The following is a 13,387-nucleotide window of genomic DNA, read 5'->3' as shown; positions in this document are numbered from 1 at the left end:
ATTTTGATTTTCAGGCGCTAATTTGCCTTAATTATAGCTACTCGATATGAATAAAACATTGATCTACCCATTGGCCATGATCGCCGCCCTTTTCCTTGGGCCGGTAAGCAACTATGCACAGGACATCTTTGACGGGCTCTTTGAAAAGGAACAGCCCCGGTTTTTCGCGCAGGTCAACCCCACTTCGGTACCTGGCGAAGTCGAAATGGTTTTTCACTTTACGCACAGTAAAGCCAGTGAGGTGGAAGCCTCCGTATGGCTCACTGACCTTGGTGGTAACCTGCAGGACCCGCAAAGCAAAGAGATGGTTAGCGGATTGCGGACACTTGGCAACCGAAAGCGGGACACCCTCGTTATTTCAGGCCTGACTCCACGTCACTTTTACAATATTGGTGTCGACTACCGGGTGAAGTCTGCTATTCCCAGAAAATTTGAGTCTGCTGTGGTTCGGGAACATTTCCGCTATGAGGGCAGCCTGTCACAGCCTGTAGCACAGCAACAGCCCCAAACACAGCGGACTGCGCCGGCTAATCCGGACTGGCAGGCGCGTTCGGTTCAGCCAATGCAGCAGTCTGCCGCACAAAATAGCAACACCCCGGCACAGCAACCCTGTAAAGAACCACAGCTCAACCTTCGTGTAGACCCTGCAGGTTATTGCGACCGGCTCAACCGCCCGGCCGTCATCGTCTCCTGCTCCAATTGCCAGGGCACGACCTGGGACTTTTTGGTCGAAGTAAAAACCAGCAACGGCAAATGGTTTCCCACCCGCGCTGACGGCCGCCCACAGGCAGCTCTTGGGGTGGCACCACGTACCGAGCCACTTTGCCTCATACCGGATAACAACTATCAGCTCCGGGTCCTGGCATGGGGCGAAAATTGTAATTTACCAGTGGTAAAAGAATTGGGTACGACGATTCAGGTGGGCAATTCCGTTGCTCAGCAGCCTTTGGCCCAATCTTATGGTGCACCTACCTCCAGCCCTTACCGCACTCAACCTGCAGCACCGGTAAATGCCCCGGAGGTTTGCGGCGTCTCTGGTACAGCAACGCTTATGGGCAAAACTATTCGGGGGAGCCTGCAGCTACCCGCTAATTCTGACTGCTCTGCCCTCAATCCCTACGCTGAAGTAGCCTATGTGCACCCTGGATACCGGGATATCAATATGGGCAAGGTCAGTCTTTATCCTGGTTTGGACATGCCCTTTGAGCTCGACCTTGATCAAAGAGACTTACAACGCGGTATCCACACCCTGAGGGTTACAGTCTATATGCCACTGCCCGACCTGCCCCGCCCGGTAGCTGCCGAAACTTTCTGGATTCGCGCAGAAGAGCAGGCAGCAACAGCCAACCGGAGCAGTGTCATTCCGGATCTGGAGAACCGCCTGCAAAATGCGCCCAACGCTTACGGATCGACCCCTGAAAGCTATAGCCAAACACCGGATGCTCCGATGCGCGGCACCATCGGCACCAAAGGTATTGAGCGAACTGACGATGACCTGTATATCGATGAAGCCCTGCTGGAAGAACAAGCCAATACCATTAGCGTAACAGCCACTGACCCCAATTGCACGCCCATTCAGGACCTGCAGCTGGTGTACAGCCCCACGCAGCCTGACCGGCCGCTTTACCTAAGCTGGCTCAGCCCGCGCTGCTGTCAGGAAGAAGGCTGTAAATACACCGTTTGGGCCGGCCCCACACCGGAAAAGCTCAGCCTTGTGGTTACCGGCCAGAAAGCCGGGGCGCAGGTGAGTGAAATCCTGAACAACCTGCCCGCCCGTCACAACTACTTCGAGGTAGCTGTGGAAACCACCAACGGTGTACGCAAGGCCGCTTATGTACCGGGCAGTGGCCCGATCTATGGCATCGAAGCCGTACTGGACTACCACGATCAGTTCAAACCACAGAAAAGTGACCCTATACAAGGACAAATGAGCTCAGATACGCAGCGTAAAGGCGGCGTAAACGGAGGCCTGTCTGACCGAATGAGCCCTCCTGCCCTGCCGGTAGCTATGGAAAGTAATCCATTGCAGCCAAAGCTGCCAATTTCCAAATTCCGCCCCTGCAAATATCAGCGGGAAACAACAGTGACGGCAGATTATCCGATTCAGGCGGGAGAGACCGTAACCATCGACTATGCCTTTACCGAGCCCGACCATCAGTTTACGCTCTACCATCAGCCTTTCGGCAGCACCGAGTGGCAACTGGCACCAGGCACGACCGAGCTACAGTCCAAGCCAAGCTTTGAACTACAAGCTACCGATTACCACGCTGGTAAGTACCTGGTGCTGGTGTATAAAGATACTAAGAACTGGGGCTGCCTTTCTGCGCCCCTTAGTGACCCCATTGAGCTAAATGTAGTCCGGTAAGGGCTTCTCGAAAAAAAATACGCAACTTTCGAAAAGCTTTTGCCCTGCTACTAAGGATTATCCTGCAATTGGTAATGAGTTTACCCGTTGCAGGATAATACCCTCCCAACAGCAACGCTGCTCCATCCCAACCTTGAAAAACAAACGATTATGAGAAAAACAAGCTTCGTCCCTGCCGGGATGCTGCTACTCTTATGCCTTTTGCCTGCTTTTGAAGCGGGTGCTCAGCGCCTGGCCGTTAGGGGCACCGTCACCTCATCCCTCAATGGGGAGCCGGTTAAGGGTGTCAAAGTGAGCCTCAATACCAGTGCAGAAACGGCCCAATCAGAAAAGGACGGGAGTTACATCATCTATGTAGACCAAAACTTTTTCAATCCCAACCCAGCGCCCACCCTTACTTTTGCGCACCCCGACTACGAGGAGCAGTCCATAGCGGTGATCGGGCGAAAGCGGGTAGATGTATTGCTCCGCCCTGTCAATGCAGCGGGGGCGGTGTCTTTTTCCACCGGGCTGGCGCAGTCCCGCGCCGTCTCTTTGCTACCCTTTGGCGGGACCTTGCTCGACGACGCCACGCTACAGCAAAACCGACCTAACAGATTGAGTTCAGCCCTTGCCGGACGGGTGCCGGGGCTCCGCCTGCTTCAGCCCGGAGGACAGCCCGGACAGGCATACCATATTCAGCTTCGGGGCATCAATCAGCTATCCGGCACCCAACAGCCTCTTGTTCTGATTGATGGGATTTTCATGGCTGATGCCCATCTCCTGGATATCAACCCGGAGGATGTTGATAAGGTGGAAGTTCTCAGAGGAGCCGCCGGAGCCGCCGCCTTTGGCGCGCAGGGTAGCAATGGTGTCATACAGATTTTTACGAAAAACGGATACGAGCTGGCAGATGGGCAAACCCAGGTGACCTACCGTACCGATTATCAGGTGAGTGACGTGCAGGAAGCCTATCCCACGCTTGGTTTTACCAACCGGGAAATCCTGAACCCCGCTGGACCGCAACCTCTGCTGGGTGGCCCTCTGCCTGCCAACACTTTCACCAACGCCCTGCCCAACCTTCAGGACTACGAAAGCAGCCATCTGTTCGAGCGGCGCAGCCTGCGTTCCAACTCCCTCACCGTGACCGGGCGGACAGGCGGTACCTCCTTCCGGGGCTCCGCGCAGCGCTTCCGGGACGAAGGCGTCATCCCTGGCCGCGAAGGCTTCACCCGGCATGCCTTCCGAGCCAACCTTGGGCATCAGGCGGGCGACCGGCTGAAGGTGAGGGGCAGCGCCTACTATGTGAGCAGTCAGAACGATGCGGGGGCAGCATTGGGCGCCACACCCAACAACCCTGTTGCCAATACCCTGCTCATGACTCCTATGTTTGACCTCGATGCCCGTAACGAAGAAGATGGGACTTCCTTTGACTGGGACATCGACAATACCGGTGCACGCATCACCAATCCGCTTTACCTGCGGGAACAACTACAGACTGAGGAGCGCCACAGCCGGCTGATGGGCATGTTTGGAGGTACTTTTGAGGCTGCTAAATGGCTGGACATCGACTACGCTGCCACCCTCGACCGCAGCACCACACAGCGCCAATTGTTTATCGACAAAGGCTACCTGAGCACGAACGTACCGGTCGGCTTCAGCCCGCTTGTGACCTCGGGCGTGCAGGGCAGCAACGGCGGCGGGCTGGAATATGCCGAACGCATGCAGCAGTACTTCACCTCCTCAATCAGCCTCCTGCTGCATAAAGAGTGGCTGGGCTTCAATACCGCCTTCCGGGCGGGGCTGCTGTACGAGGACCTCGACCGGGACTTTTCCCTGGCAAGGGGCGAAAACCTGGCGGTGGGCGGCAACCGCTCCCTCGATAATCCGCAATCCGAAACCAATATTTCTTCCCTGGCGGAGGAGATGACGACCTACAGCGGCTTTGCGCAGGCCGATGTGGACTTCCGCGACCGCTATGTGTTCACTGCTGCAGCCCGGGCAGAACAGTCGACGCTTTTTGGCGAAAGTGTGGACTGGCCCGCCTTTTACCGCATCGGTGCCGCCTACCGTATGAGCGAGGACGTCAACCTGAAAATCTTCCAGGAACTGAAATTCCGGGCTGCAATGGGTACAGCTGGCGTGCGCCCCGCCTATCAGCAGCGGTATGAGACCTACGAGCTGGTCAACGGCAGCCTGAGCCGGCAAACCATTGCCAACGACGCCCTGCAGCCGGCCCGAACGCAGGAACTGGAAGTGGGCGTTGATATGACAATTTTTAAGGCATTTACCCTTTCCGGGACCTACGTGCAGTCCACGACCGAAGATCAAATCCTCTTTCAGCAGCTGTCCGGGGGTGCCGGTTTTGAAGGGCAATGGCGCAATGCGGGGACGGTGGAAGCCGATATTTACGAAGGCAGCCTTACCATTGATTTCAAAAAGCTGTTCCGCATACCGGGCGCTAAGGTGCGCTGGAACGTACAAGCGACCGGGCAACGGGTGGAGCAGCGGGTAGCCGCCCTTGCCATACCTGCTTACGAAACGGGCCCTGGCTGGGCGAATACCAGTCTCTTTCGCATAGAAGAAGGGCAGCCCCTGGGCATAATGGTGGGCCAGGCCTTTGCCCGTACCCCCGATGATTTATCGGACAATCCCGATTTCAACCCCTTCGACTACACCACCAATGAGCAGGGCTTTATCGTGCAGCAGGACCTTCTCGGGACGCCTGAAGAAGTCCCCCTGCTGATTACAGACGAGAATGGCGCGCCCGTGCAGCAAGTCATCGGCGATATTAACCCCGACTTTCAGCTTGGCATTGCCCATACTTTTGCCTACGCAGGCTTCGAGCTCTTTGCCTTGTTCGACTGGCGCAAGGGCGGGGATATTTACAACTATACCAAACAGTGGATGTATGCCAATGAGCGTCATGCCGACCTGGCCGCCTCTTCCGGACTGCCTGCCACTTTCTACGGGGAGGAGGGCTTGTCCAACAATCTGATCCCCAATGCCTATTTTGTGGAAGACGGGTCCTACTTCATGCTCCGTGAGGCTGCTATCAGTTACACTTTCAGACCGGAGCGCCTGCCTGCTCTGAAGAATATTTTTGAGGAAATCCGTTTCAGCCTGATCGGGCGAAATCTGTTTACCCTGACCGACTACAGCGGCTACCACCCGGCCTTAACCACCACCACAGCCGGCAATCCGCTACAGCGGCGGCAGCCCGGAACACCGGGTAGTCAGCTGGCGAGCCCCGGGGGGAATCCCGCCCTGTTTGCCGTCGATTTCTTTAACCACCCGCTGCGGCGCCACCTGGGCTTCAGCGCACAAATAACGTTTTGAAATGCTACGTAAATTTACCTTTTCCGTTCTAACGGTGCTGTTGGCCGGCCTTTGGTCTTGCGAGTCGCTGGATAATGCTCCTCAGCTTACGCCCGATGGGCAGCAGGTCATCAGTAAGGGCAAGGACTTGCAGGAAGCCCTGCGCCGCGGCTATGCCACCTGGTGGGGCAGCATCCATAGCCCAGAGCCCGCTGTGGCACTCGGTGTTACTGCGGATGCCTGCGCCCTGCCCTGGGATGACTTTGGTGCGGCTGCCATGGGGCAGGAGCCACGCCTTTCCTACCGTAACCTCAATTCCGAGCCCCTGGATTACCGGGCGATTGTGGAAGTACCCTGGTACGGGTGCCTGCAGGCGGTGGCTGATGCGAATGATGTGCTGAATGCCCTGTCGCAAGGCGTGAGCATTGATCAGAACGGCCCGCAGGATCAGTCGGTACGGGCAGCCGCCTATGCGCTGCGTGGATTGAGCTGGGGCTATTTGTCGCTTTGGTTTGATCAGGCGCCGGTAGTGGATGAGAATACCAAGCTGGGCGGTACGATTGAATTTCTGCCCTACACAACGGTCAATGCCCAGGCAGTAGAGGAACTGGAAGCCGCCATTCAATTGGCTGAGGCGAATGGCATCGACTTCATCCACAACTACTTCAACGGGCTGCCACTGGATGGTAGTGCCTTTGCGGAACTTGGCCACAGCTATGCCGCCCGTTTTTTGGCGCAAGCCGCCCGCACCTTAGATGAAAATGAGACGACCAATTGGCAGGCCGTCCTTCAACACGCTGAGCTAGGGTTGACTTTTGACTTCGCCCCCATCGCCAATGGCAATCAGTGGACAAGCTATCAGCAGTATACCCTTGCCAATACAGAAGCCGGCCCTTTCTGGGCGCGCCTCGACCAACGCCTTGTGGCTGCCTTCGACCCCAATCAGCCCGCCCGCTACCCGCAAGTAGAAGCCAACGGAGAAGCCCCCTTGTCCGAAACACAGGCGACCTCCGGGGATGCCCGCCTGAATTCTGACTTTGTATACAGCCCGGTGGTGGGATTCCCCGCCGAACGAGGGGAATGGCATTTTTCGCACTATCAGCATAAACGCCAGCTGATTCAACCCGACTTATTCGGTGATGGCCTTGCTGGCCCTATGCCGACCTTTCTCAAAGCCGATAATGAACTGCTCCGGGCAGAAGCGCTGCTCCGCACCAGCCAAACTGCTGCCGCTGCCAGTGTGATCGACGGTGGTTCCCGCACCACCCGGGGCAATTTACCGCCCCTTACTGCTACGGCCTCCTATTTTGAAGTGGAAGAAGCCCTGCTCTACGAGCGCGCCATCGAGCTGTTCAATACGGCCCCAGCCAGTCTTTGGCTCGACCGCCGCCGGATGCGCCCCCGCGAAGCCTCCGCCGAGGTGACGGCCCTGGGCGGCCTGCAATTGGGTACACCTGCACAGCTGCCAGTGCCTGCTTCTGAGCTGCGCATCAATGGTATGGAGGAATATAGCTTTGGGGGAGAGCAGGACCCGCAGGGAATAGAGCGTTTTTTCTATTGATATGATCCAACCTTCCAAAGAATACCGTAGATCAAATTGTAAGGAGTGAAATGCCCGCTTTTCCAAAGCGTGTGCATTTTGTGTGAATCTTTCGGCACCGGCAGTTAGGAGCGCGCCGGTCCGATACTAAGCAAAATTGCTATTGTAAAGATTTTGCTTAATCGATGCAGTGGTGCAATTTGTGCCACTGCTTTTTCTACTTTAAGGCTTCTGCCCATTCCGGGAGTGGCGCTTCCACCAACTGCCGGTCCTTTTTCTGCTCGTCGAAGAACTCCAGTTTCCAGGCATGCAGCATGATGTGGTGGTCCTGATAGGGCTGAGTGGCACCATAGTGGACATCACCGGCTACCGGGCAGCCCTCGAATGCCAGCTGTGCCCGGATTTGATGGTAGCGGCCCGTGAGGGGTTCTAATTCCAGAAGGGTTCGGTTGTCCGAAGTTGTAGTCAGGACTTTGTAGTTGAGCAGGCATTCCCGTGCTTTGCCGATCGGCTCTTTATGCACAATGGCCCGCTTTGCAGCCCGGTCTTTTTCCAGCCAGTGATGCAGGGTTCCCTGTTCGGACGGCGGCGGCTGATCGACTGCAGCGAGGTAGGTCTTGCGCACGTCTTTCTCCACAAACTGCCGGTTGAGCTTCCGCAGGACGCTTCTGTGCTTGGCAACGAGCACGACGCCGGTCGTTACCCGGTCCAGCCGGTGCACGATACCCACGTAGGGGTTGCGGCGCTCTGCTTCCAGGTGCGCATACACCAATGACTCCACTGATGGGCCAAAGGGGTTACGCTCTACCTGAATACCGGCTGGCTTGCTGATGACAATCCAGTCTTTGGTCTCTTTGATGATGTGTATTTGCAAAATAATCGTTTTAAGTCTGCTTTATACCCCGGGCTGCAAACAAGCTCTGAGTGTTATGTAGCCACTATCTTTATCAAGGTTTCCCCAGTTGCTGGCTGGTTATTTTTCTTTATCAGGACATTACTTCCGGACTCTCGTGGAGTGCAGTTGCTGAAGCTTCCACCTGCCCTCGTCTCTTAGAGCGTGTTGGGACTTTAGTAATCGGTCTGCAAACTGCACTTTTTCGCTTATACTTCGCCCCGAAAATCCTCATTTAGCTTTGGCTAAACTCCGGTTTTCGGGTCTCGTCTAATCAAAAAATTGCTAGTTTTCGACTAGAAGACCAAAATCCCAACACGCTCTTATGGCGATAGCGCTTTCCAGCCAGTGAGCAGTGCCCAGAGTGTCCTGGCCCTTTACCCACGTACCGTAGTTGTGATAAGCCACCCAAATGGTGTGCTTATGGTGTTCGGACTTCAGGAAATCAAAACGGTTCAGCCTCTGGTATTGTTGGGCTTCCATTCTTTCCTGCTCTTTGATTAAATAATGGGCTACGGAATCGTTGTTCCAAACCACGCCGTTCTCCAGCAGCATAAAGTCCCGGGTGTGGTGGGCTCGGATCTTTTGAGTGTCCAAATCTGACCAGATATCGTCGAAGGACTGTACGACCAGGCTTTTTACCGTCTCTATATCATGCTGTATCTGCTGGCTGTCGATTGGATTCTTTTGCTGGTCGGCAGGCTCGGAGCTTTCACTGCAGGACAATAAGCCAGAACATATTAAGGCGAAGACGATAGTTTTTCTCATGCGATCATAATTTAAAGTTTAACACCAGGAGAGGTACACGATTTGTAGCTTACTGAAAGCCGATAAGGATTGAAGCAGTCAGGAACTACTGATTTTTTCGCCTCTCGTGCTTCACCCAGTCCACTTCCATCACCCATTCGCCCGTCATAGGCGAGTCGGTGATTTTGGCGTAGTTCAGAATGGCAAACATCGGCTCCGGGTATTTGTCCCCTTCCCCTTCGTTGCGGTACACTTCCTTGCCATCGAGGCGGTAGACCAGGTCGCTGCCTTCCCATTCGACGGAGTACTCGTGAAATTCATTCAGAGTGGCCGGGAAGTTCCGGCGCATGCTTTCCCAATCGCCTTTGTCGCACGCTCCAAGGCTGACAATTGCACCGGTGGTGAATTCGTCTTTCATGTGGTCGCCATGGTGCTCAAAGATGTCGATTTCGCCGGACCCGGTCAGTGGCCAGCAGACATTTTCGTCTTCCTCCTGCACCGGGGGCTCGTTGTTTTGAGCGCCCAGCAGCCACCATGCCGGGAACATACTGGCTTCCCCGTTGCTGGATAACTTCAAACGGGCAGTCCACCTGCCTTTCACGAACTCCTTTCGGTTTTTGGAGCAAATCCGGCCGGCTACATATTCGGTAGGAGGGTGCTGATTGCCGTGTTTATCAAAATTGTCACAGGGGCGCTGCTCACCCACGTTGACCACTTTGAGCTTTAGGGTACCTTCGCTGACCTCACGGGTGCCAAACGCTCCATCGGGTACGTAGCATTGAGTTTCATTGTTCACCCAAATACGCTGGTCTTGCCAGTTATCGGGATTGAAAGTCTCGAAATCATCTTGAAAGTCGACTTCCCAGGTATCATCAGACATATCTTGAGCGGTGTTGTTTTTTGGGCTGCTTTCCTTGCAACTGAAAACCAGCTGCGCCAGCACTAACAGTGCCATTGTTGAAATGAGTCTCATTATTATATCCTTTTGATTGGAACTATGGATTTAAGGTACCACTTATCTGGTAATTCTAAAGCATGATTGTAAAAGTCTGAGAGGCCATCTTGCCCTGGCAATCTGTTCTGTTCCTATCAGGATACGCTCACTTTTGGTACCCCAACTGCTCAGAAAGCCTCTCCGACTGTTTCAAATACCGGTCTTTGCCGGTCTCCTCAAATCAAGCATTTGCGACCTGCGGGTTGTTCTGCAGCCGGCTGTCCTGCCAGGTGGATATCCCTTCAATGTTCAATTGAGTCCAGTCTTCATTGATGAAGCTGATCGCTTTGATATTCTTGTTGTAAGCGAAGGAGAAGAAGTTTACAAACCATTGATCCCAGTCACTGTATTTGATGATGGCCTCGTCGTATTCGCCTTTGCCGGCTTTCTCTTCGATTCCCCATTTGCCCACTATCCACAGGGCGCTTTGGATGGCCGTGTTTGGGAATTTACTGACCAGCATCTGGTGGTGTTGAGTATTGCCCGTTTGGATTTCATGAGCCTTCGCTACACCCGTAAATTCCGGAATGCCTCAGTAAGCGGACCACCCGCCGGGGCGGGGTTCGGATCGGAAGGCTTTCCGGTATTCGGTAATCTGCTCCACTGTTTGCCCCATAATAAGTAGGGTTTTCCCCTCCGGTGGGACAAACCTGGATTGCACGTAAGCGTACACAAATTTGGGATCTACTGCTGTATCGATCTTTACAACCATGTCCTTTGCTATCTGATTACTGGTCTTTTCACCCTGATGCTCGGGCAGAGTTTTTGTGCCGCCACAGGATACTGTCACCAATACCAGGATAGCTTATAGCAAAAGAAAGAAAGCAGAATGGATGACCTTATCCTGTTGAATCATTCTTGTTTTATAGTCTTCCTGATTGTACAGACCGGTTAGCTACAGGCTCCTTAGTGGCCGGAGGCCTGGAGTACTTTACGGTTGGACCGGTACCGTCCCATGCCCACGCTGTCAAACTCATCCATATCTTCCGACCGGTGAACGCCTAAATACTTCAGGGCGTGGTTGACTGCACCGTCTACTACTGTGAAATGCCGGCTTTTCGTTGTTGGCTCTACGCCATCGTAAGATATCATTGGCCCCTCAATTTGTGCACCATCTACCCATATAGCGGAGGCTTGTGTGCCTATGCCTCCAAAGTAGGCGGTTTCGATGTAGGCACATTTTCCCAGCATAGAAAGCCGGCGGATTACCGATGTTGTGGCTTTACTGAGTGCTTCAAAAGGAGGTATTGGTGCTTCAGGAGAGCTGTCTTTTTCGGGGCTGCTCAAAGGGATCAGGTGATACCCTTCAGCCAACTTGACATTCGGTAAATCACCCAGGTAAGTGAAGCCCGTTATTATACCGTGTAGATTATGCGCCATTATGGTTGTGATTGAGTCATTGAGGAATTGAAGCGGTATTTAAGCCCAAACCATGGAAAAGCAATACTGCTGGTACCGGTCATGAAGGGTACGATCTTACCAACCCCACTGCAATATAGTCATCAATCCTGTTATTCAAGATTCCGGAACAATCATGCTGCAAAAGAATAATCATTGTAAATCCTGCTAAGTTATGTACCTTCCTGCATCAGTGGCCCGTCTTTAGCCGTTCCTTCAGACAGTAAAAAAATCGGAATACTCTATGTCAGCTGACCGGAAAACGCAGATTATCAGAATCGTCCTCTTCGTTGGGACAATCGTCTCTTTATACTTCGTGCCCTGGCCTATGCTTAAAGCGTGGTTAAAGCCGCTGCCTGATACGGTACAGGAGCAGGTGGAAGACGCCCTTGACCACGGGTTCGATGGGGTCATCGTTTACGTAGATCAGGCGGGGCAGCCCCCGGCGTATCACGCAGCAGGCTGGCATGATCCCGAAGACAAAATTCCCGCTTATCCGGAAGCTTTGTTTAAAATTGCGAGCATTAGTAAGCTCTACACGGCTGTAGCCATCGCCAAATTGGTGCACGATGGGCATTTATCTTTGGATAAAACCCTTGCCGATTACTTTCCTGAACTGGCCGGGCGAATGAAGTATGCCGACAAAGTGACGCTGGCTATGCTGGTGCAGCACCGCAGCGGCATTCCTAACTATACCAATACCCCCGATTACTGGATGGCCCCAAAGGAAACCAACGAGGAAAACCTGGAGCTCGTGCTCGACCTGCCCGCTAGTTTCGAACCCGGTACCAGCTATGAATACAGCAATACCAATTACCTGCTGCTGGGGGAACTGATGGACAAAGTGCTGGGCTATCCCCACTTTCAGTTTATTCAGAAAGCCATCCTGAACCGACTCAATCTGAAAAATACGTTTGCATCAGTCAGTGACGTTGATCCTGACCGGGTGATGAGTGGTTATTATGTGGGCTATCCTCATGATTTAAAAGGAGAAGACATGGGCATGCTCGCCACAGCCGAGGATGTCGGCATCTTTTTGAGGGCGCTAAACGACGGGTCTGTCTTTGATGGTGAAGAGCAGGAAATTTATTCGTCGATTTACGTTTACGAACATACCGGGCTGATCCCCGGCTATCAGAGTATTGCCAGGTACCACAGGGATATTGATGCGGTGGTGGTACAGTTTACGGGCCCAACCGACTTTGAGGGCTACAACTGGGGCTTAGCGGATATCGTTTATGGCCGGATTTTGAAGATACTGCGCAGGAACAAGTAAATTGTGAGGTAAATAGCTTTCATCTCAGGCTGCATTCATTAGACCTAATAGTCCACTAATGTACATCATTATGCGATTTAAACTGTTTTTTTACTGTCTGGCAATACTTGGGATTGCGGCCTGTCAGTCCGCTCCCGATGCCGGGCAGGAAGCCGCTGAAGTGGTTACTGATACGCTGTCTTCCATGCCCCAACCGGCTGCTCCAAAGCCATTGCCTCCGCCCCCGCCCGATTATGATACCACCCAGTGGACAGAAGTAGCCCGCCTCGACAGCAGTATTCTTATTGATATGAAGTACGCAACCACAGAGAATTTTGTGGAAGAGCAAATGTACGATTGCAGCCGTTGCTTTCTGCGGCCTGAGGTGGCCAAAGCGGTGGTAAGGATACATCAGCGTCTTCAAAAACAAGGGCTGGGGCTGAAGTTACTGGATTGCTTCCGCCCCAGACCTATTCAGTGGAAGCTCTGGGAAAAAGTGCCCGACCCACGCTACGTAGCTGACCCACGGGAAGGTTCTATGCACAATCGCGGTGCTGCCGTAGACCTCACCCTGGTCAATGCTCAGGGGGAGGAGCTGGAAATGGGTACGCCGTTTGACTTTTTTGGCCCCGAGGCCCATCCGTCCTATACCAACTTGCCGGACAGTGTGCTGACCAACCGGGCTACCCTGCGGGACGCAATGCTCAGCGAAGGCTTTCAGCCCATCACTACTGAATGGTGGCACTTTTCGCTAAGCGGCAAAAACTATGCGCTTTCCGACATGTTATGGAAATGTTATTGAGTAGGTAAGCGTTAGGAGCAGGCAAAAGAAAGTTTATTTTCGCCTGTTCCGTAACTTGCGCTGCCCGAACAGTACGCATGGACGATCAAAACTAATA

11 protein-coding genes are annotated in these 13,387 nt (G+C 53.7%); 5 read left to right on the top strand and 6 right to left on the bottom strand.

Annotated elements, in window-relative coordinates; all coding sequences use genetic code 11:
• Positions 1–46 precede the first annotated feature (46 nt).
• The 3 genes from ACO08I_RS16075 (at position 47) to ACO08I_RS16065 (ending at position 7,223) form a co-directional block, all read left to right on the top strand.
• The gene (locus tag ACO08I_RS16075; protein ID WP_421946470.1) at positions 47–2,365 is read left to right on the top strand and encodes a hypothetical protein; all 2,319 of its coding nucleotides are present in this window, start codon (positions 47–49) and stop codon (positions 2,363–2,365) included.
• A gap of 150 nt (positions 2,366–2,515) precedes the next feature.
• Positions 2,516–5,683, top strand: coding sequence for a SusC/RagA family TonB-linked outer membrane protein (locus ACO08I_RS16070; RefSeq protein WP_421946469.1), 3,168 nt, complete (start codon positions 2,516–2,518; stop codon positions 5,681–5,683).
• Between the two features lies 1 nt (position 5,684).
• The gene (locus ACO08I_RS16065; protein ID WP_421946468.1) at positions 5,685–7,223 is read left to right on the top strand and encodes a hypothetical protein; all 1,539 of its coding nucleotides are present in this window, start codon (positions 5,685–5,687) and stop codon (positions 7,221–7,223) included.
• Positions 7,224–7,419: 196 nt separating this feature from the next.
• On the opposite strand, the gene ACO08I_RS16060 is transcribed toward ACO08I_RS16065, so the two are convergent.
• The 6 genes from ACO08I_RS16060 to ACO08I_RS16035 form a co-directional block, all read right to left on the bottom strand.
• On the bottom strand, positions 7,420–8,076 hold the full coding sequence (locus ACO08I_RS16060; RefSeq protein ID WP_421946467.1) for an RluA family pseudouridine synthase: 657 nt from the start codon (positions 8,074–8,076) through the stop codon (positions 7,420–7,422).
• Positions 8,077–8,379: 303 nt separating this feature from the next.
• Positions 8,380–8,862 carry a hypothetical protein gene (locus ACO08I_RS16055; protein ID WP_421946466.1) on the bottom strand — a complete coding sequence of 161 codons (483 nt, stop codon included), beginning with the start codon at positions 8,860–8,862 and terminating at the stop codon, positions 8,380–8,382.
• Between the two features lie 85 nt (positions 8,863–8,947).
• Positions 8,948–9,814 carry a glycoside hydrolase family 16 protein gene (locus ACO08I_RS16050; protein WP_421946465.1) on the bottom strand — a complete coding sequence of 289 codons (867 nt, stop codon included), beginning with the start codon at positions 9,812–9,814 and terminating at the stop codon, positions 8,948–8,950.
• 202 nt (positions 9,815–10,016) lie between these two features.
• Complete coding sequence (locus ACO08I_RS16045; RefSeq protein ID WP_421946464.1) at positions 10,017–10,298, bottom strand: hypothetical protein; 282 nt, start codon at positions 10,296–10,298, stop codon at positions 10,017–10,019.
• Between the two features lie 69 nt (positions 10,299–10,367).
• On the bottom strand, positions 10,368–10,547 hold the full coding sequence (locus ACO08I_RS16040) for a hypothetical protein (protein ID WP_421946463.1): 180 nt from the start codon (positions 10,545–10,547) through the stop codon (positions 10,368–10,370).
• A 194-nt stretch (positions 10,548–10,741) separates the two neighbouring features.
• Complete coding sequence (locus tag ACO08I_RS16035; RefSeq protein WP_421946462.1) at positions 10,742–11,215, bottom strand: hypothetical protein; 474 nt, start codon at positions 11,213–11,215, stop codon at positions 10,742–10,744.
• A 262-nt stretch (positions 11,216–11,477) separates the two neighbouring features.
• Here ACO08I_RS16035 and ACO08I_RS16030 point away from each other — a divergent pair, with 262 nt between their 5' ends.
• Both ACO08I_RS16030 and ACO08I_RS16025 read left to right on the top strand, forming a co-directional pair.
• Positions 11,478–12,509 carry a serine hydrolase domain-containing protein gene (locus tag ACO08I_RS16030; RefSeq protein ID WP_421946461.1) on the top strand — a complete coding sequence of 344 codons (1,032 nt, stop codon included), beginning with the start codon at positions 11,478–11,480 and terminating at the stop codon, positions 12,507–12,509.
• Between the two features lie 70 nt (positions 12,510–12,579).
• Positions 12,580–13,290, top strand: coding sequence for a M15 family metallopeptidase (locus ACO08I_RS16025; protein WP_421946460.1), 711 nt, complete (start codon positions 12,580–12,582; stop codon positions 13,288–13,290).
• Positions 13,291–13,387: the final 97 nt, after the last annotated feature.

It is taken from the genome of Phaeodactylibacter xiamenensis, assembly GCF_965229835.1.
In the GTDB taxonomy this organism is placed as follows: Bacteria; Bacteroidota; Bacteroidia; order Chitinophagales; family Saprospiraceae; genus Phaeodactylibacter; species Phaeodactylibacter xiamenensis.
This window is presented reverse-complemented; position numbering and strand designations above follow the sequence as displayed.

Bases quoted from the DNA above. Each gene is read 5' to 3' on its own strand.
- ACO08I_RS16075 (WP_421946470.1), top strand. From the start codon at position 47: ATGAATAAAACATTGATCTACCCATTGGCCATGATCGCCGCCCTTTTC.
- ACO08I_RS16030 (WP_421946461.1), top strand. From the start codon at position 11,478: ATGTCAGCTGACCGGAAAACGCAGATTATCAGAATCGTCCTCTTCGTT.
- ACO08I_RS16045 (WP_421946464.1), bottom strand. From the start codon at position 10,298: ATGCTGGTCAGTAAATTCCCAAACACGGCCATCCAAAGCGCCCTGTGG.
- ACO08I_RS16035 (WP_421946462.1), bottom strand. From the start codon at position 11,215: ATGGCGCATAATCTACACGGTATAATAACGGGCTTCACTTACCTGGGT.
- ACO08I_RS16055 (WP_421946466.1), bottom strand. From the start codon at position 8,862: ATGAGAAAAACTATCGTCTTCGCCTTAATATGTTCTGGCTTATTGTCC.
- ACO08I_RS16070 (WP_421946469.1), top strand. From the start codon at position 2,516: ATGAGAAAAACAAGCTTCGTCCCTGCCGGGATGCTGCTACTCTTATGC.
- ACO08I_RS16040 (WP_421946463.1), bottom strand. From the start codon at position 10,547: ATGGTTGTAAAGATCGATACAGCAGTAGATCCCAAATTTGTGTACGCT.
- ACO08I_RS16065 (WP_421946468.1), top strand. From the start codon at position 5,685: ATGCTACGTAAATTTACCTTTTCCGTTCTAACGGTGCTGTTGGCCGGC.
- ACO08I_RS16025 (WP_421946460.1), top strand. From the start codon at position 12,580: ATGCGATTTAAACTGTTTTTTTACTGTCTGGCAATACTTGGGATTGCG.
- ACO08I_RS16050 (WP_421946465.1), bottom strand. From the start codon at position 9,814: ATGAGACTCATTTCAACAATGGCACTGTTAGTGCTGGCGCAGCTGGTT.